Source organism: Aquimarina amphilecti (genome assembly GCF_900109375.1).
Taxonomy (GTDB): Bacteria; Bacteroidota; Bacteroidia; order Flavobacteriales; family Flavobacteriaceae; genus Aquimarina; species Aquimarina amphilecti.
In genome coordinates this window covers 40,618-61,008 of record NZ_FOAB01000006.1, presented here as the reverse complement: position 1 = coordinate 61,008, position 20,391 = coordinate 40,618, and the positions used below count along the sequence as shown (strand labels likewise).

Sequence of the window (20,391 nt, the reverse complement as noted above, 5' to 3'; positions counted from 1 at the left end):
CGTACTCTCTTTAGCTTCAAGATTTGGGGTCTTTCAGACTAATGTCCTCACACCTAATAGGCCCTGATGTATTCCAAACTAAAATTTTAAATCCATATCGTCATACAATTTAAAATGTTAATTCTGGCCATACATCGAAATGTTTTTAAGCACACGTAAATATATTGTAAAAAAATTGTTAACACAAAATTTTTAACGATAAAAAACAATAAAAATCGATGAAATACACAAAAAATGTATTTATCAAAGGTTTTGTCATCAATAAAAACTGATTAAAGTTTTATTTTACACAGTAATTCTCCCCCTTTATCCTTTTAAAAAAATCTGTTAAAAAAGAAAAGCGATCTTTTTCAAGATCGCTTTTTCATACGGGGCAAATTACGTACTCTCTTTAGTTTTTAGATTCGGGGTCTTTAGACTAATGTCCTCACACTTAATTTATCCCAATGCATATTCCAAATTAAAATTTCAAATCCATATCGTCATATTTCTTGATATGTTAATTTCTACAATACACACCGTTCATATTTTACGTGTTATAAAGATATATGAATTTTTACTTCAAAACCGTAATTCAAAAAAAAGTTATTAACAAAATATCGATTAAGTGTTTATTACTATCGTTAAAGTGCGTAATAACTTATGTTTTAGTCAAAATTGAAATACTTTGAAGTCCCCAAATATTGTTTGATAATACCATTATATTCTTTTGAAACCCTCAATGCTAAAGTTCCTTCGATAGCATAAAGCTTATCAATATCCTTATATCCTTGCTGAAGCATCTTTTCTAAATAAAACAACGCTGTTTCGTTATCATTATCTATTGTGCTTAATGAAATAATATTACGATAGGATTCAAAATCATTTTTATCAACTATTGTACTTAATATATTTAAGAATATTTTTCTGTCTTCTTCCTTTTTATAATTAATAACTTCTTTTTTATAATCCGACAAAACGTTTTTCAGAAAACCTTTTATTCTTATTACCATATTACTGGCATATATCTCCTTATTCTTATGTATCTTTTCTAGTTCACCAATCTTATATTGCCACCATCCAAGATTGCCATATTGATTAAGCTCTATGTCTTCTTCCATAGAAAAAAATAATGATTGTCTTAAAAATATTTCCTGATTTTGGTATTTTGATCTTAATCTTCTTTCTTTTTTGTAGTCATCAACTTTTCTAATTTCCTTCTGCTCTTCTTTAAGATTATCCACATTAAGAAATAATCGATACCTACTTCTCATTTTAGTTAACTCATCATAAGCCTGTAGATACTTTTTTTCTTCTTTCAATAAAGAAACTAATTCTCGATCTTTTTGATATCTGTTTTCTATCCAAATGGAATCCTTAGGAATAGTTCCTTTTGCCATTGCAGCCATTGTAAAATGTGGTAAAGCTTTTGCTATTATATTTGGAGGCGGGAGCTCTTCATTACCATTGAAAACATAAACTTCTGAAACTGCACCTTTTTTTCTAAGATATTTATTGGTATCCTCAAAATCTAAAGATCTAAAATTCTTATTTCCAACCATTCCAACGTAAGAGAAGTAATTATTTCGATTCAACTTTTGACTATAATTATAACTATTACCTATCGCTATTACACCTTCAAATTGCTCATATAATAAAGGTAGAGAAGTATTAAGCGGAGCATCTTTTCCTGTCCCAAAAACATACATTCTTTTATTCTGAATTGGAAAAAGAGAAACAATATGTTTGATAAAAAGTGATATATAACTCGATTTATCCTCAGAACTAAGGCTTTCTCCATAATCAGAAACCACTACTATATACCCAAACTCTTCTGCAGATTTCTTAAAAGTGTTCGTAAGAGCGTTTTGATTCCTGGCACTATCAAATCCAAAAAGTACTGGCCACCCGCTATTTAGATCAAATGATTTTGGTAAATAGATACTATAAATCCCTTTACTCGAAGGCACTTTAAGAGAATCTATAACCTCACCTTTTTTAAGTCTTAAAGTATTTTGCGAATAAGAACACGTTATAGAGCATATAAATACAAAAAATAGTATGCTCCGGATAGAGATGAATTTCATAGGTGAAAATTTTAACTAAAATAATAGCTACAAAAAAAATGCCACTTACACTATTTTTGTATAAAACATGTGTTTATAAATTATACTCCAATGCTTCCCAATTCTACACCTTCTGAGTATGCCACTTTTATATCGTGCTCACTAAAAGCTTTTTTAATCTCTTGATGAGTCATAAAAGTTACCTCCCAAAAATCATCAGGCTTTACATAAGGTCTAACAGCTATTAAAATATTATGAGAATCGAAATTTTCGATCCCTATTTCTGTTTTAGGGTTATCCAGAATTTTATCGATTGGCGCTATTGCATTTTCAATTACTCGTTTGACTTTTGAAAAATCTTCATTATAAGGCATCGTAACACCAATCTCTAATCTTACAACTCCTTTTTTGGAATAATTCGCAACAACATCATCGGTTATTTTAGCATTAGGAATAATTAGAACCTTATCTCCTGGAGTTATCACTACAGTACTAAAAATACCTATTTCCTCTACTTTTCCAAAGGAATCACCAACCTGAATCCAATCTCCAGCTTCATACGGCTTTAGGAACATAATTAAAATCCCTGAAGCAAAATTACCTAAACTACCTTGCAAAGACATTCCTATAGCAAATCCAACTGCAGCAAGAATAGCTAATAAACCGGATAGATCTACTCCTAGAATTGTAACGATTGCAAAAATGACCGCTATTTTTAGAATTACTGATATAATTGATAACAGAAAAGGACGCATCGTATCTGAAATGCCTGTTTTCTCTAATGTCTTATCTAAAAGTTGTAGTATTTTTTTGATAATTTTAAACCCTATCCAAAATACCAAAGCGGCTCCAATAATTCTTGGAGCAAAAAAAACAACTTTATCAATGGCTATTTCAAAATATTCGTATAATTTTTCCATGGTTAGATTTTTATAATCTCTAAAATAGAAAAATAAAATAAAAAAACGCTCAGAGTTTTACTCGAGCGTTTTTCTTATCCTTTTCCCGTACTATCTTTAGTTCCTCAGAACCAATGTCCTCACACAAGATTTTGATAAATTCTATACACTTATATAATATCAAATCTTATGCCAAAATACCTAAACCATAGGTCTTAAGTCAATTTATTATCGGAAATAGCTTTTTTATATTTCTTCAACTCTTTTGCTACTCTTGGTGCCATCAAAAATAGTCCTATCATATTAGGTACAAGCATAGAAAAAATCATTGCATCCGAAAAATCAGTTACGGCTGTTAAACTCGCTGCCGAACCAATAATTACACAAATACAAAATATACTCTTATATATATATTCTACATATTTTCTTCTTCCGAATAGATATGACCAAGCCTGATAACCGTAATATGACCATGAGATCATAGATGAAAAAGCAAATAACGTTACAGCAAAACTTAAAACATAAGGAAACCACGAAATACCGCTCTCTAAGGCGTTAGCAGTAAGTAAAACACCTTGCTCATCAGAAATTTCTGTTCCTACTTGAATTTGACCTGTAATAATTAGAACAATAGCTGTCATGGTACAAATTACTACAGTATCTATAAAAGGTTCTAATAAGGCTACTAAACCTTCGCTCGCTGCGTACTTTGTTTTAACTGCTGAATGTGCAATAGAAGCTGATCCTATTCCCGCTTCATTAGAAAAAGCAGCTCTCCTAAATCCTTGAATCATAACCCCTACCATTCCACCTGTAATGCCTTCTCGACTAAAAGCTCCATTTATAATAGCATAAATAGCTTCTGGTATCACTTTATAGTTAATAGATATAACCGTGACCACAGCTACTACATACAAAACTACCATAGATGGTACTATCTTATCAGTTACTTTAGCTATCTTCTTTATTCCCCCAATAATTACAATAGCCACTAGAATAGCCATCACCAATCCAAATAACCATCCTTTTCCGTAAATAAAACTATTCTCCGCACCAGTTACATGTTCAAATAACTTAAAAGCCTGATTAGCCTGAAACATATTTCCACCACCAAAAGACCCTCCTACACACATAATTGCAAAAATTACTGCTAAGACCTTTCCGAGATTGGTGAATCCCTTTTCTTTTAAACCTTTACTCAAATAATACATTGGCCCGCCATAAACAGTACCATTTTCATCAACTTCTCTATATGCAACCCCAAGTGTACATTCTACAAATTTGGATGCCATTCCTAAAAAACCAACTAAGATCATCCAAAATGTTGCTCCAGCTCCTCCAATAGATAATGCAATAGCAACACCTGCTACATTACCCAAACCAACCGTGGCAGATAAAGCGGCAGTTAAGGCTTGAAAATGACTTACCTCCCCTATTTCACCTTCTACCCTAATCGTATCAGGTTGATCTCCATCTTTTGTATGAACGGACTCCGAGACTTCTAATGTATCTGAGGATTCGAGATCATCATATTTGCCTCTAACAATATTTATCGAAGTCCAAAAATTTCTAAAATTAATGCCCTTAAAATAAATAGTAAAATAAGAAGCTCCTAACAACAGAACGACCAGAACCCATGGCACTCCAACTTGGGAAGTAATTGGAATTTCAGCAAAAATTGCATCCACAAACCAATCTGTGGCATTTTTAAAACCTTCATTAATGTTTTGATCAATAGTGCTCTCTAATTTTTCTTGCGCATTAGTGTATGCATATGATAAAAGAGAAATACATACTGCTATAATTTTCTTCATTTTCCGAATATTTTGATTCCGGACGAAGATTACACAAAACAGATTATCACAAAAGATTACGCAGTGATGAAATTAAAAACTTAGAATGCTTAAGCATGTACTTAATCAGTACTTTTATGCTGAATGCTAGCATATTTTAGTAGTTCATTAGTTTTGGCAAATGTTATTAATTGTTCTTTTCCATCTGCTCCACTAATTTTAAGCACTTTTTTAATCTGGTAAATATGAGTTTGGAAACCATCCAAACTTATGTTCATAGCCTCCGCAATTTCTGTATACGATTTACTACTTCCGCAAATACCAAGATTTCCCAATACTTCTTTTTGTCTATCGGATAATGCAATTCTTGTAGATTCTTCTAATGAGCTAATTTTAAGTTCATTTTCTTTCAAGCGTCTTTGTAATGTAGTTATTGTATCTAAGTGACTCTCGTTAGCTATTACCAGTTTTTGATTCTGATTTAATAGTTCTTCCTTTTTGGTTGTAAGGATTTCTAATTCTGTTTGTTTCAATTCTTTTTCTGAAAGAAATTTCCAACTATATAACAAAATAGAGAACAATAGAATAAATAAAAACTTAAATGATACTCCAGTAATTACTCCAAGTAAACTCCAAAATTCTTGATCGATATACCCTAACATTTTATCCTGTGGAATGATTCTATGGGTTACTGCGATTACTATAAGTACAAACAATAAAAAACAAGGTACTACCATAAATTTCATGGCCCGATTTGCAAAAGCTTTGCTCAATTCGTTTAACAATGCAAATGCAACGATTAGTGAAATCGGAATATCTATAAGCCATATAAAATTATTACTAATCTCTGTATTACTATAGGAAGCAACGATAAAGACAAAGGCAATCATTAGTAAGACTCCACTAAAAAGAGTTACAAACTCTTTCTCAGAAAAACGCTGCACTAATCTGACCATAATATTACGCTCTCTCTGATGCTCTATAGATGGCAAAGAAAGTAATATACTTAATGAGTTAGTTAAAGAAATAAATACTCCAAGGTAAATAACAATCTTATTAGTCTTTTCAATATCAACTAACTGAACCAGTATTATATTCATTAGAGCACCAAACCCCCACAAAAAAATCGCAAAACCAAACCATTTAATACCACTAATTGATATAGAAGTCTGGTTCTTTACTTTCTCTTTATAATAAATTCTATGAATTACAAAAGCAGTAATCAAGCAAACTATTGCCGTAACATAATATTCTAAAGTAACGTACATGATATTCTAAAGATAGTATATATTCTATTCATTCTTTCGATTCAGAATTGGGTTATTTTCGACTACATTAGATAAAATAATGTGAGTTTTTGCTTCGCCATATGTGATCAATCGATCTATAAAACCCTGAAGATGGACTTGATCCTCAAGAACTACTTCCATAATTATATTTTCATTACCCGTAATTCGATAACAATTAAGCACCTCTTTAAATTCAGATATTTTTGATAAAAACGGCTTTAAACGTCCCATAAAAGCTCTCAAAGTTATAATAGCTTTTAATTGGTAACCTGTTTTAGCATAAGATACTTTGGTTGTATAACCTTCTATTATACCATAGTCTTCCATTTTTTTTATTCGTTCTGCAACAGCAGGAGAACTCAATCCAACACTTCTTCCTATTTCTGCATTAGATAGTCTTGCATTTTCCTGTAATAATTGAAGAATTTTCCAATTTGTGATATCCATTATGATTTTAAGTAAAAAACAGAATTTACATTATTTTCTAAAGCAAATTAAGCAATATACCTTAAAGTAAAAAGCAATATCCTTATAAATACCCTTAATTTTGACTTAACCATGAATGCGAGCCCTAAAAATAAAATACTTTATAAAAAAGCTCTTGAAATACTCATATTATCTAAGAGTGTTTCTAAATATCTAGTTCATGATTTTTCTGCATTAGAAAAAAACGGAAACGAAAACCCATTTATTTATTTTACGGGAGATATCGTAAAAGATTCAGATTCTTTAGTTCCTGAAATTATTAAAGCGGAAAATCAAATTTTCCAAAATGATCGTTTAAAACATGCTTGTTTATTAGAGAATTTGACCAATAAACTTTATCGCAATTGTGAACGATTAGAACATTCCGAAAGTAATGGTAAAGATTTTGTTAAGTTACTACGCAAAGAAGTTAAAAAGTTTAAAAAGCTACAACGTAACTGGATGATGTCCTTATAACTAATCCTATTAAGGATAAATCAGCTTCCTAATTTTATCAGCAAGTTTTTTCTGTTTCTCATTAGATTCATATAAATTAGGATTGTTCATTGAATATGCAACGGCAAAAATCTGAAACCTTAACCTTTCTAACATTTTTTTAGTTTGTATATCTTCTTTTTTATCCAATTTTTCTAATTTACCTAGCTCTTGCTCCCACCAGGAAAGATCAATTTTATTAGGTTTTTTATAATCTTCAAAAAGACGTGTAGTAAACTTCTTTGTTAAAGCAACTTCTTTATCGAATGCCTTAGATACCGATTTCAATAAATTTTTATATGCTTTGCTCTTATGAATTATCTTTAATTTGTTTACTATACTATCCAAGTTATAAAACGAATTATAGGTAGTTAGAGCGCGTTCATAATTTTCTACTGCTATTATCAAATCACTTTCTTTTTCCGCTTCAAGTCCAGTGTTATAAACTTTTTTATAGCTTTTGTAAATTTCTGAAGCTTCCTTTTTCCTAACCTCTCGAAGATGCGCCTGAATTTCTAGCCAATCGAATGCTCTTAAAATTTGATCAGGAGGCGTCCAACTATGATTACCATCATACGTTATTAATGTGTTTGTAAAATTTAGTTTTTGTAAATATCCTTTTGCACGAATCATTTCTTGATAATTCATATCTCTATCGCCGCATACACCTACATATGCGAAGTTTTGAGTGCTTGGGATATGAGAAGATTCTTGTGAAAATCCAGCTCCACAGCCTACAACACCCGCTACTTGATTTGTTAATACTGCAATAGCAGAAGCTAAACGAGATCCACCAGAGAAACCAGATAAATATATCTGATCTTGCTTAATTCTAAAATTAGCAAACATAAATTCGAACAAACGATTGGTAATATCAAAATTGCGATCGTACGGTCCATTCTTAGTATGGTTAGAACACACTAGTATATATCCATAACTTTCTGAAGCCTTCACAAATTGCTGTATTCCTCTTTTACCCTCTGCTCCAGGATCAAAAACAAATACAATTGGCGACGCTACATTGGCATCAAATGCACTAGGAAGATACATTGCAAATGTCTCTTTATTTTTGTCAGAGACAAGAATAGAATCTATAATTTTTCCTGTTTCATAGGTTTGAGCAAAAGTATTTACACAAATACTTAACAATATGATATATCTTAACATCACTTATATCTTTTGACCCAATTACTTACTTTTTGTAGGCTACTTCATTCCCAATTGATTGAAAACAACGTAAATAATTTACTGGTTTGTATAGTTAGCTGAAGATAGAAAAATAAAATTTTATCCTTTAATAAAGTTTGATATTTTATTATTAATCAGTTTTATAAAAATACAACCACTAAAAAAACACAGTCAGATCAATCTTTAGATTCTAAAAACTCTCTTTCTTTTGTTGTTAATACAATAGCATTGGAATTAATCACATTAGACGGTAACATTTTGTAAATCGGTTGTTCTAAATCTACTATTCCATTATTTCCAAACCTCCTTTTTTTGGATTCTTTTAAAACAAAAAGATCGTTTTTAAATTTAGTATCATAGTTTTTGTTATCATAAGATAAAGTCACATTGCCTTCTATACTAAATTTACTTAGACTATATTTTTTATCCATTTTCTTAGTAAAATTATACGAGATAACTTGACTTTTGCTTTCATACTCATATTCTCTATTAGAAAAAGTAGAAGTCTTTTTCTTTATATCATTGCGCAATTCAACCTCTTTAACAAACTCGATAACTGCTTTTGTTTTTTTATCAAAAACAAACCTACCTTTTGTTCTATTTGCTATTTCATTAACATTCTTCCAATCAGTTGTAAAAGAAACTATAATAACATCTGATGAAGATACTTCTACTGTTTCCTCTATCATTCCCGAATATTTTAAAAAACCAACTATAGCAACATCTAAATATGTATTAAGTAATAGACTTTTAGTTACAATATGTCCGCTTGATTCTGGATTAGATTCACCTTTATCATTAATATCAAAATCCATAGGAACGTTCTTGTTTTGACTAACAGTACCTAATTTAAGCTTTATGTTTTTCTCTAGTTTTCTATTATTGAAACCTGCGTCTTTTGTCCAAATTTTAAGATCTGAAAGAATTAGACGATGTATTTTATCATCCACCAATAGGGTTTCCTTAAAAGAGCATTCTTTTTCTGTTGGATAATCTACGTATAGGTTATAGTAATTATCCAATACATATTGGAGTGCTTTTCTTAAATCAAAAGAATTAACAATTACCTCATCTAACTGCACATCATCAGGTTTTAAAGAAATAGTATTTAAGAGTGTTATTTCTTTAGGAGTTACAGTTACATCTTGGTAATTAAGATGAGAGATAGTTAATATCTCTTCTCTAACGATAATATTTGCAGCACCATCAGCATTCGTATAACTTCCTTCTTCTAAACTAGCATATAACAAATGAACTCCTTCTATGGGTTCCTTTGTAAGTTCATCAACAATAATGATTTGTTTCGTCTGAGATGATCCAAAAGAATAAACGAGAAGAGTACATAAGAGTATTACACGATATTTGTAAAAGTTCATAAGATGTTTTTTGATGCTATAGCGATGATCAAAAATCTTGCCGCAACCTATAGATTACTATATTCATTATTAATCTTATTTATACCTTTTACCATGTTTAATTACCATATCAACATCTTGCAACAAGTTTACATGTCTTAAAACATCTCCTTTTACCGCTATAATATCAGCAAATTTACCCTCTGTAATAGTTCCAACTTTATCAGAAACTCCCATCCAAACTGATGGCCAATACGTGGCTGCTTTTATTGCATACATAGGATCTATCCCAAATTCATTTACCCATACATCTAATTCATTCCAAGTAGATTGGCTATGGAATTTCATCGGAATCCCGCTATCAGTTCCAATCATCAACACTACTCCTGCCTCCATTAACTGCTTAATTTTAGTTTCTAAAGTTGGTTTTCGCAATGGTGTTAACTGAAAATATGGTAAACGATCTTTATGAGTAAAGCTGTTTTTTATGTCTGTTACTATGGTATCATGTAATCCTCTATGCCAAGAATCATTATCTAAATGCTCTCCGTTATCCCTTACATATTCATAATTATACAGACCTTCGACTGTAGGACACCAAAATAAAGGACCAAGATTCATTTGTGCCGTTCGTTCCTTGATCGCTTCCATTACATCATCTGGATATCTCGGAGCCGATGACAAACCAGTATGTTCAAAACAATCTACATTGGCGGTAAGTCCTGCTCTTATTTCCTGTGGCCGATGTCCGTGAGCAACTACTTTTAAATTGTACTTATGAGCTGTTTCTACTACAGCTTTTAATTCTGTGGCAGTCATTTGATCTTGATCAATGAGTTTTATACAATCGACACCTGCATCTGCTAATTTTTTGATTTTCTTTTTAGCATCCTCTACCCCATTAATCCCCCAACGAAATGCTTCTGTTCCCGGATATGGTTTCTTTTGGATAAATGGTCCAGAAACATACAAGGTAGCTCCTGGGATTTCTCCTTCATTAATACGATCTCTAACAGAGATACTTTCTTTAAGCGGACCTCCAAGATCTCTAGCACTGGTAACTCCTGCCATTAACAATTGTTCTGCCGAAGAAGGCATGATTACATTTTCTAATAATGGCGGATATGTTTTATCCCAATACTTATAATCTGCATGACCATTAATCATCGTATGTACATGCATATCCCAAAGCCCTGGCAATACCGACATTCCTTCTGTAGAAATCACCTGTGCATTTGTTGGCACTTCTAAAGTTTCTATCGTACCAATAGCTTTGATCTTATCATTCTCTATGATTATTACACTATTTTTTATGGGAGTAGCTCCAAATCCATCAATTAATGTTCCGCCGACTAACGCTTTCACTAATTTTTGTTGTCCAAAAGCGCTACAGTAAACAAGGGATAGTATTATGAATATTCTTTTCATGATGAGTTGTGTTTCTCTAAAGATAGAAAAACTAACAGAAAAGAAAAATCCCGCATCAGAGCGGGATTTTATAAGTTTCGACATTACTAAAATTTAAAAAATCTTCGATTACATATTTCTACGATATTGTCCACCAACTTCAAATAGTGAAGCCGTAATCTGTCCTAAAGAACATTTCTTACTAACTTCCATCAAAGCTTCAAAAATATTTTGGTTAGTAATTGCTCTTTCTTGTAAATCCTTTAGTAACTCAGAAGTTTCATCAGAATTTCCTTTTTGTAATTCATTTAACATTGTAATTTGATATTGCTTTTCTTCTTCTGTTGCACGAATTACTTCTCCTGGAGTCACAGTTGGAGATCCTTTAGAACTTAAGAAAGTATTTACCCCGATAATAGGAAACTCTCCCGTATGTTTTAATGTTTCATAATATAAACTTTCTTCTTGTATTTTACTACGTTGATACATTGTTTCCATAGCACCTAACACTCCTCCACGTTCCGTAATTCTATCAAACTCCGTAAGAACTGCTTCTTCAACTAAATCAGTTAACTCTTCAATAATAAAAGATCCTTGAATCGGATTCTCATTTTTAGCTAATCCCAATTCTTTATTGATTATCAATTGAATTGCCATTGCTCTTCTAACAGATTCTTCTGTAGGTGTAGTAATAGCTTCATCATACGCATTGGTATGTAATGAATTACAATTATCATAGATAGCATATAATGCTTGAAGCGTTGTACGAATATCATTAAAATCTATTTCCTGCGCATGTAATGAACGTCCAGAAGTTTGTATATGATACTTAAGCATCTGCGCTCTAGCGTTAGCTCCGTACTTATCTTTTAAAGCTTTTGCCCAAATTTTACGAGCTACTCTACCAATTACAGCGTATTCTGGATCAATACCATTGGAGAAAAAGAAAGATAAATTTGGTCCAAATTTATTTATATCCATCCCTCTACTTAAGTAATATTCTACATACGTGAATCCATTAGCTAAGGTGAGTGCTAATTGGGTTATTGGATTTGCTCCAGCTTCTGCAATATGATACCCTGAAATAGAAACAGAATAAAAGTTACGCACTTGTTTTTCTATAAAATACTCTTGTACATCTCCCATTAATCGCAATGCAAATTCTGTAGAAAAGATACAAGTATTCTGTGCTTGATCTTCTTTAAGAATATCTGCTTGCACCGTTCCTCTTACTGTATTCAGAGTTGTTGCTTTAATCTCTGCATATATATCTGCTGGTAATACTTGATCTCCCGTTACACCAAGCAACATTAATCCTAATCCATCATTTCCTTCTGGAAGATCTCCTTGATAAGAAGGACGTTCGACTCCCTTATCTTTATAAATCTTCTTTATTTTGGCATCAACCTCTGATTCTAGATTATTTTCTTTGATATACTTCTCGCAGTTTTGATCGATCGCGGCATTCATAAAAAAGCCCAATAACATTGGTGCAGGACCATTAATAGTCATACTAACAGATGTCATTGCATGAGTAAGATCAAAACCAGAGTATAGTTTTTTAGCATCATCTAAGCAGCAAATAGAAACTCCAGCGTTACCAATTTTACCATAAATATCAGGTCTATGATCTGGATCATTTCCATAAAGTGTTACTGAATCAAAAGCCGTAGACAAACGTTTTGCTGGCATCCCTAAACTTACATAATGAAAACGCCTATTAGTTCTTTCTGGACCACCTTCTCCAGCAAACATTCTCGTAGGATCTTCTCCAGTTCTCTTAAAAGGATACAAACCAGAAGCAAAAGGAAACTCTCCAGGCACATTCTCCTGTAAACACCATTTTAAGATATCTCCCCAAGCTTGATACTTAGGCAAAGCTACTTTTGGAATCTGACTATGAGATAAGGATTCTGTATGCGTCTCTATTTTTATTTCTTTGTCTCGAACCTTAAAAGAGTAAATTGGATCTTTATACTTCTGAACTTTTGCCGCCCAACCGGTTATCGTTTCCCAATTATGAGGATCTAGATTTAATTTCACTCGGTCAAATTCTGCTAATAAAAGTTTTAAGAAATCTTCATTTTCATCATTCTTTACTTTTCTAAGTTGTTCTTCCTCAACACCATTTTTAGATAAACCTAAAAAATCTAGATTAGCTACACTGCATATCGTTTTATAGATTCCATATAATTTCTGAGCTACTTCTACCTGGGTACTAGCCGTTTTATCATATGCCCTATTATTTTCAGAGATCTCAGATAAATATCTCGTTCTACTTGGAGGAATTACGAATATCTTTTCAGACATTTCCTTAGAAATATGAAAATCTGATTTTAAATCTGCACCTGTTTTCTCCACCACCTTATCCATAATCGCTTTATAAAGCGTATTCATTCCTGGATCATTAAACTGCGAAGCTATAGTTCCGTATACTGGTAAATCATCTTGAGGAATATCCCACAATTGATGATTACGCATATACTGTTTTTTTACATCTCTTAAAGCATCTAGAGAACCTCTTTTATCAAATTTATTAATAGCAACTAAATCCGCAAAATCTAGCATATCTATTTTCTCCAACTGAGTAGCTGCTCCAAACTCTGGAGTCATAACGTATAATGAAGTATCACTATGCTCTAGAATTTCTGTATCTGATTGTCCAATCCCTGAAGTCTCTAAGATGATAAGATCAAATTCTGCAGCTTTTAAAACTTCGATAGCCTCTGCCACATATTTGGATAATGCTAAATTAGATTGTCTTGTAGCTAATGAACGCATATATACTCTAGGCGAATTTATTGCATTCATCCGAATACGATCTCCTAATAAAGCTCCACCAGTTTTACGTTTAGATGGATCTACAGAAATTAATCCAATTGTTTTATTAGGAAAATCAATTAAGAAACGTCGAACTAATTCATCTACAAGAGAGGATTTTCCAGCTCCTCCAGTTCCTGTAATACCCAGAACAGGTGTTTTTGATGTTTTATTTTTTTCGTGTATTTGATCTAAGGTGTCCTTTGCAACTTCAGGAAAATTTTCTGCCGAAGAAATCACACGAGCAATCGCACCAATTTCTTTATCTGCTAAATGCGCTCCTTCTCCATTTAAATTATCTCCAATAGGATAATCAGATTGTTGCACTAGATCATTAATCATTCCTTGCAATCCTAGTTCTCTTCCATCATCAGGAGAATAAATCCTAGTAATTCCATACTCCATTAACTCACTAATCTCCTCGGGTAAGATTACTCCACCTCCACCTCCAAATATTTTAATGTGTGAAGCTCCTTTTTCTTTAAGTAAATCATACATATACTTAAAGTATTCATTATGTCCTCCTTGATAAGAGGTCATTGCAATAGCATTGGCATCTTCTTGAATTGCACAATTCACTACTTCCTCAACACTTCTATCATGTCCTAAATGTATGACTTCGACTCCGGTTGACTGAATAATACGACGCATAATATTTATCGCCGCGTCATGACCATCAAATAATGATGCTGCAGTTACAATTCTAACTTTATTCTTGGGCTTATAGGGTGCAATTTGTTCCATTGACAATAAAAAGTGTTTTAATAGGTGCTAATTTACGAAATACGCATCAAAAACCGATATTTTTTTAGAATTATATAATTTCAATAACTCTAACTATCGTTTTATTATTTATAGTTCAAATTTACGTTTATTATTTTTCAATTCCTGTAACAAAAGGACATTCCATTGGTCAATATAGAACTTAAGAAAGTGTTAACACTATTGTTAAAGATTTTCTAACTATATCTGGAAAATTATATCTTCCAAAATTATTGAAAACAAATACATTTTAAAATGAAAATTACATCATCAAAAAACAAATTATTACTCTTATCATTTGCATTTGTTTTGGGACTAGGGATCCAAAGCATGGAAGCACAACGTAAGAAAAAGAAAAAATCAAAAAAAGGGAAAACGGAGCAAGTAGATACTGCTAAGAAAGATTCCAAAGAAAAATCGATTGAAGAGCTCACCAAGAAAAGTGAAAAAATAGAAGGATTGTTTACCATCTATAGAGATACTATTGATGGAACTACCAAAATGGTGATTAAAAAAGACCAGATTGGCAAAGAATTTATTTATTTCAGTCAAATTTCTGATGGAGTACTAGAAGCTGGTGCTTTTAGAGGTTCATACATGGATAATAAAGTTTTTAAAATCGAAAAACATTATAATAAAATTGAGTTTATCACTCAAAATGCTTCTTATTATTTTGACGAAAACAGTGCTTTATCAAAATCCGCTAATGCCAATATTAGCGAAGGAATTATGGCAAGTTTAAAAATCGAAGCTTTGGACGAAGAAAAAGGATTGTATCTAATAAAATCAGATGATCTATTCCTTAAAGAGACTTTTGAACAAATAAAAATGCCGAATTTCCCTGGGCAATCACCTTTTGCTTTTAAGCTAGGTTCTCTTAGTAAAGAGAAAACTAAAATTAAGATGATCAAAAATTATCCAGAAAATCTGAACGTAAACAGTCATTATGTATATTCTAAATCAAACATACTTAATGGAGGCTCTAGAGCCGTTACGGATGGTAGAAATGTGACAATTAAGGTAGAGCACAGTCTTATTGCAATGCCAGAAAATGATTATAAGCCAAGATTTGATGATCCTAGAATTGGTTATTTCTTAACTCAGGTGACTGATATGACTTCTGCAAGTCCAACACCTTATAGAGATTTAGTACATCGTTGGAATTTAGTTAAAAAAGATCCAAGTTTAGCAATTTCCGAACCAGTACAGCCAATTGTTTGGTGGATGGAAAACTCTACACCAGTAGAATTTAGAGAAACCATTAAAGAAGCTGTTTTAGAATGGAACAAAGCTTTTGAAAAGGCAGGTTTTAAAAATGCAATGGTTGTAAAATTACAACCTGATGATGCAACATGGGATGCTGGAGATATTAGATATAATGTACTGAGATGGACATCTTCGCCGAGACCTCCTTTTGGTGGGTATGGTCCAAGTTTTGTAAACCCAAGAACAGGAGAGATTCTGGGAGCTGACATTATGTTAGAATATGTATATCATACGAATAGAGTAATGTATGACAAATTATTTAACCTTACTGCTAATAATGAGAACAAGGAAAATGATTTTCCGGTAATTATTAAAGACAAACACTTATACTGTTCATATGGCCATTTAATGCAAGAAAATTCTTTATTCGGGCAAGCAGCTCTTATCGCATATGGCGCAAATGATAATGAAATGAAAGGTATGAAGATGGAGGCTATGAAGGAACTAATTATGCATGAAGTTGGTCATACTTTAGGGTTAAATCATAACATGAAAGCAAGTCAGTTATTCTCTCCAGAAGAATTAAATAATCCAGAATTTATTAAAGACAAATGCCTTACGGGATCAGTTATGGATTATACTGCAATTAATGTCACAAATGATAAATCAAATCAAGGACAATATTTTTCTACGACAGTTGGACCTTATGATAAATGGGCTATACAATATGGATACACTCCAGTAAGCTCGGATAAAGAGCTGGAAAAAATCGCTAGTCAATCTACTAAACCTGAACTGATTTTCGGAAATGATGCTGATGATATGCGCTCTCCAGGAAAGGCTATAGATCCAAGAGTAATGATTGGTGATATGTCTAATGATCAAATAAAGTATTCTATCAACAGAATGGAATTAGTGAATAATATGATGGGCGAAATCAAACTGAAGTTTAGTAAAAAAGGAGAGTCTTATCAAGAGCTGAGACAAGCTTATTACATCCTGAGCGGTCAGTATGCTCAAGCAGGAAATGTTATTTCAAGATTCATTGGTGGCGTATATGTAGATAGAAGTATGGTAGGACAAGACACAAATGCCAAACCTTTTACACCCGTTAGTTATGAAGATCAAAAAAGAGCAATGAATGCTTTAAAAAAGTATGTGTTTGCACCAGATGCATATAAGACTCCAAATGATCTTTATAATTATATTGCTATGCAACGAAGAGGGTACAACTTCTTCGGAGGTCCAGAAGATCCTAAAATTCATGATCTTACACTTGGGTTTCAAAAAAGAGTACTAGATCATATTTTGCACCCTAATACTTTACAAAGAATTACCGATTCTGAATTATATGGTAATGAATATAAATTATCAGAATTTATGACAGATCTAAATAATGCTATTTTTCAGGCAGATGTTGCAGGCTCTATAAATACTTTTAGACAAAACTTACAATTAGAATATACTAAAAGACTAATCAATGTAGCTAAAAACTCCGGAGCTAAAGGACCGAAATACACCTATGCTTCTAAATCAATGGCTCTATACAATCTAAAAAGAATAAGATCTATGGTATCTAATGGTACCGGAAACAAATTATCAAAGGCCCATAAAGATCATTTAAGAACATTGATTAATAATACAATCGAAGACATTAAGTAATTCTGATCTAACTACAAATTCTAAAAGGCTGATTATTATTAAAATCAGCCTTTATTTTTTATATATAATTCAGAAAAAACAAGCATCTACTTTCAATTATTTAAAAACGATTCACATCCTTCATCTTTGTAAGAAATTGTTATACTCTTTACCTTCTTAAATAGTAAGTTTATATCTGGAAAGGAAAGAAACTGATCTATTGATACATGAAAAAAACAACCTTACTCATTAACTGTCCGGATAAAAAGGGAATCATAGCTACGGTAACAAATTTTATTTTAGCAAAAAAAGGAAACACAGTCTATATTGAACAACATATTGATAGGGAATTAGGCGAATTCTTTATGAGATTAGAATGTGAATTTGATCAAGATGAAGAAAAGCTAGCTTTATTTAAAGAGGCTTTTAATAAAGAAGTAGCCTATAATTACAATATGCACTGGGAAATGTATAATGCCGAGAAAAAACCTAAAATGGCACTTTTTGTTTCTAAGTATGATCATTGTTTATACGATATTCTAGGAAGGCACGCTTCTGGTGAGCTTCAGGTAAAAATTCCAATCATCATAAGTAATCATTTAGATCTAAAACCGATAGCGGATAATTTTAATATTTCTTTTAAGCACATACCTGTCAGCAAATCCAATAAAAAAGAAGCAGAAGAACAACAACTAGAATTACTAAAGGAACTAAAAGTTGATTTTATTGTTTTAGCCAGATACATGCAGATTTTATCTAAAAAATTTGTAAAACAATTTCCAAATAAAATCATCAATATTCATCATTCTTTTTTACCAGCTTTTCCTGGAGCAAAACCTTATCATTCTGCTTATGAACGTGGTGTGAAAATTATTGGAGCCACAAGCCATTACGTTACTTCTGATTTGGATGAAGGACCAATTATTGAACAAGAAGTGGTCCGAGTATCGCATATCCATAACGTGCAAGATTTTATTTTGAAAGGACGTGATTTAGAAAAGATAGTCTTATCTAGGGCTATAAAGCACCATATAGAAAGAAAAGTATTGGTTTATAACAACAAAACTGTTGTTTTTTCATAATTCAAACACATCCTTGGTATTTGCGAACCTGTACCCTTCTTCTTCTAATTGAATTCTTTCTTTGTTACTAGGATTGATTAGAGGATTTGAATGATTGAAATGAATAAATATAATTTTTGATTTAACCTCTTTAGATTCATTTTTAAATAAATTAATACTCTCCTGAATAAAAGGATGCGGAACCTCAGCCATAGGCCTAGGTATTTCTCCTTCTTTAAAAAAAGTAGCATCTATAAATGCATAATCCACTTTTTTCACCTCATCTACAATACTATTTTTCCATACAGACCATTTATTAATATCTGGAATAAATAATGCTGACTTAGAACTCCCATCTATCTTATACCCGACTGTTTCAGAAAATTCATCTCGATGCGGTACAAGAAATGGTGTGATTTTAATTTTTTCTGTTAAAGCAACTGAAGTTTCATTTTTTAATGGTTGAAGAACAATATTTTGTAAATCCACTAATTGTGACCAAGGCCCATTATTTTCTAAAAAAGATTTCATTTTAGGCATGGCAAACACATTAATCTTTTTAGATCCCATTGCCTCTCTACCAAAATACATGAGACCTGTATAATGACCAATATGCGCATGAGTTAAAAATACTCCATCTATAATAGGGCTCTTATTTAGATGTTTAGCATCCAACATAGACAATTGTTCAGGTAAATCTGGAGTAGCTTCGATTAAAAACTTTTTGTCCTCCTCTTTATCAATTATCCCCAAAGAAACTACAAGTTCTTTTGTAACCTTACCTTCAGCTACATCTATAAATTCACTAGTATTATTAATATGAGGGTACCCTCCATCTTGAGCAATTCCTAAAATAGTTATATATTGTTTTGGATCATTAACCCCAAAAGACCTTCCTTTCATCGAATCTTCACTATTTTTGCAAGAAAGAATTGAAATAGATAGTATGAAAAAAATTAACTTTGAATTCATATAAATCATTATAATCTCAAATCTAATAAGAAATTATGAAAAGAATTTTTTTACTGTTAGTTATATTTCAACTTTCAAGTTGTGCAGAACTACAACAAGTAATAGAAAGCCTCCCTCAAGAAACTACAGGAGCGATTGGACTTAGTAATATAGATATAGGAAACGGTTTAAGAGAAGCGTTAGACAAAGGAATCGATAAACAAGTAACTAAACTTACCCAAAAAGATGGTTTTTTCAGAAATGAATTGGTGAAAATCGTATTGCCTGAAGAATTAAAAAAAGTAGATAAAACCTTAAGAGATATTGGACTTGATAATCTTGCAGATGAAGGTCTAAAAGTTCTTAATCGAGCTGCAGAAGATGCTGTACAAGAAGCAACACCAATTTTTGTAAACGCAGTAAAACAGATAACATTTAACGATGCTAAGCAAATATTATTAGGTAATCAAGATGCTGCTACTCAATATCTAAAAGGTACAACTAAATCTGCATTGTACTCTAAATTCAATCCTGTTATTAAAAATTCTTTAGCCAAAGTAGGTGCTGATCAAGTTTGGTCAAATATTATTAATAAATATAATACGATTCCATTTACCAGCAATGTGAACCCAGACCTTACCGATTATGTTACGAGTGAGGCTTTAGAAGGAGTATATACTATGATTGCTGTTGAAGAAGGTGAAATCAGAAATAAACTTAGTTCTAGGACTACCGATTTATTACGTAAGGTATTTGCCCTACAAGACAGAAAATAACAAAGTACAGAAAGAATAGACTTACAACCTGTACACTTTATCTAATCTACTGTTGGTTTTAACGATTTTTTAATTTTTTACAAAAAATCAATTTTTTGTGCTTTTTTCGAGCATAATACCAAACAATATTTCTTTTCACTAAGAATAATAAAATTTCCCTCTTATTATAGATTAGATATTCTCAAAAAAAAACAGCTATTTTCATTAGTTCACATCATTGTAGGGGTGTTTTTATTAC

At 31.8% G+C, this 20,391-nt stretch carries 14 protein-coding genes; 4 read left to right on the top strand and 10 right to left on the bottom strand.

All coding sequences use genetic code 11. The features are described 5' to 3' along the window. Positions 1–647: 647 nt before the first annotated feature. From BMY33_RS16030 to BMY33_RS16010, 5 genes are all read right to left on the bottom strand, one after another. Entirely contained in the window at positions 648–2,066 is a 1,419-nt protein-coding gene (locus tag BMY33_RS16030; protein WP_139195682.1) for a hypothetical protein, read from the bottom strand. An 80-nt stretch (positions 2,067–2,146) separates the two neighbouring features. Continuing rightward, positions 2,147–2,965: a mechanosensitive ion channel family protein gene (locus BMY33_RS16025; RefSeq protein ID WP_091410456.1), complete on the bottom strand. Its 819-nt coding sequence runs from the start codon at positions 2,963–2,965 to the stop codon at positions 2,147–2,149. 194 nt (positions 2,966–3,159) lie between these two features. Then, positions 3,160–4,758, bottom strand: coding sequence for an alanine/glycine:cation symporter family protein (locus BMY33_RS16020; RefSeq protein ID WP_091410453.1), 1,599 nt, complete (start codon positions 4,756–4,758; stop codon positions 3,160–3,162). 101 nt (positions 4,759–4,859) lie between these two features. Then, positions 4,860–6,005, bottom strand: a complete 1,146-nt coding sequence (locus tag BMY33_RS16015; protein ID WP_091410451.1) for a helix-turn-helix domain-containing protein — start codon at positions 6,003–6,005, stop codon at positions 4,860–4,862. A gap of 24 nt (positions 6,006–6,029) precedes the next feature. Continuing rightward, positions 6,030–6,473: an Lrp/AsnC family transcriptional regulator gene (locus tag BMY33_RS16010; protein WP_425284229.1), complete on the bottom strand. Its 444-nt coding sequence runs from the start codon at positions 6,471–6,473 to the stop codon at positions 6,030–6,032. A gap of 111 nt (positions 6,474–6,584) precedes the next feature. Here BMY33_RS16010 and BMY33_RS16005 point away from each other — a divergent pair, with 111 nt between their 5' ends. Further along, positions 6,585–6,968: a thioredoxin domain-containing protein gene (locus BMY33_RS16005; RefSeq protein ID WP_091410446.1), complete on the top strand. Its 384-nt coding sequence runs from the start codon at positions 6,585–6,587 to the stop codon at positions 6,966–6,968. Between the two features lie 9 nt (positions 6,969–6,977). On the opposite strand, the gene BMY33_RS16000 is transcribed toward BMY33_RS16005, so the two are convergent. The 4 genes from BMY33_RS16000 to BMY33_RS15985 form a co-directional block, all read right to left on the bottom strand. After that, positions 6,978–8,153, bottom strand: a complete 1,176-nt coding sequence (locus tag BMY33_RS16000; RefSeq protein ID WP_091410444.1) for an alpha/beta hydrolase — start codon at positions 8,151–8,153, stop codon at positions 6,978–6,980. A gap of 197 nt (positions 8,154–8,350) precedes the next feature. Then, positions 8,351–9,550: a carboxypeptidase-like regulatory domain-containing protein gene (locus BMY33_RS15995; RefSeq protein WP_091410442.1), complete on the bottom strand. Its 1,200-nt coding sequence runs from the start codon at positions 9,548–9,550 to the stop codon at positions 8,351–8,353. A 75-nt stretch (positions 9,551–9,625) separates the two neighbouring features. Then, complete coding sequence (locus tag BMY33_RS15990; RefSeq protein WP_091410440.1) at positions 9,626–10,957, bottom strand: amidohydrolase family protein; 1,332 nt, start codon at positions 10,955–10,957, stop codon at positions 9,626–9,628. Positions 10,958–11,065: 108 nt separating this feature from the next. Continuing rightward, on the bottom strand, positions 11,066–14,500 hold the full coding sequence (locus tag BMY33_RS15985; RefSeq protein ID WP_091410438.1) for a methylmalonyl-CoA mutase family protein: 3,435 nt from the start codon (positions 14,498–14,500) through the stop codon (positions 11,066–11,068). 273 nt (positions 14,501–14,773) lie between these two features. Here BMY33_RS15985 and BMY33_RS15980 point away from each other — a divergent pair, with 273 nt between their 5' ends. Together BMY33_RS15980 and purU are read left to right on the top strand one after the other, a co-directional pair. Next, positions 14,774–17,386 carry a zinc-dependent metalloprotease gene (locus BMY33_RS15980; protein ID WP_091410436.1) on the top strand — a complete coding sequence of 871 codons (2,613 nt, stop codon included), beginning with the start codon at positions 14,774–14,776 and terminating at the stop codon, positions 17,384–17,386. 206 nt (positions 17,387–17,592) lie between these two features. Next, complete coding sequence (gene purU / locus BMY33_RS15975) at positions 17,593–18,447, top strand: formyltetrahydrofolate deformylase (protein ID WP_091410433.1); 855 nt, start codon at positions 17,593–17,595, stop codon at positions 18,445–18,447. On the opposite strand, the gene BMY33_RS15970 is transcribed toward purU, so the two are convergent. Then, positions 18,442–19,398: an MBL fold metallo-hydrolase gene (locus BMY33_RS15970; RefSeq protein WP_091410430.1), complete on the bottom strand. Its 957-nt coding sequence runs from the start codon at positions 19,396–19,398 to the stop codon at positions 18,442–18,444. The genes purU and BMY33_RS15970 overlap by 6 nt on opposite strands. Before the next feature lie 35 nt (positions 19,399–19,433). Between BMY33_RS15970 and BMY33_RS15965 the strand changes: the two genes are divergently transcribed. Beyond that, a complete protein-coding gene (locus tag BMY33_RS15965; protein WP_091410428.1) occupies positions 19,434–20,153 on the top strand; it encodes a DUF4197 domain-containing protein in 720 nt (239 codons plus the stop codon). Positions 20,154–20,391 lie beyond the last annotated feature (238 nt).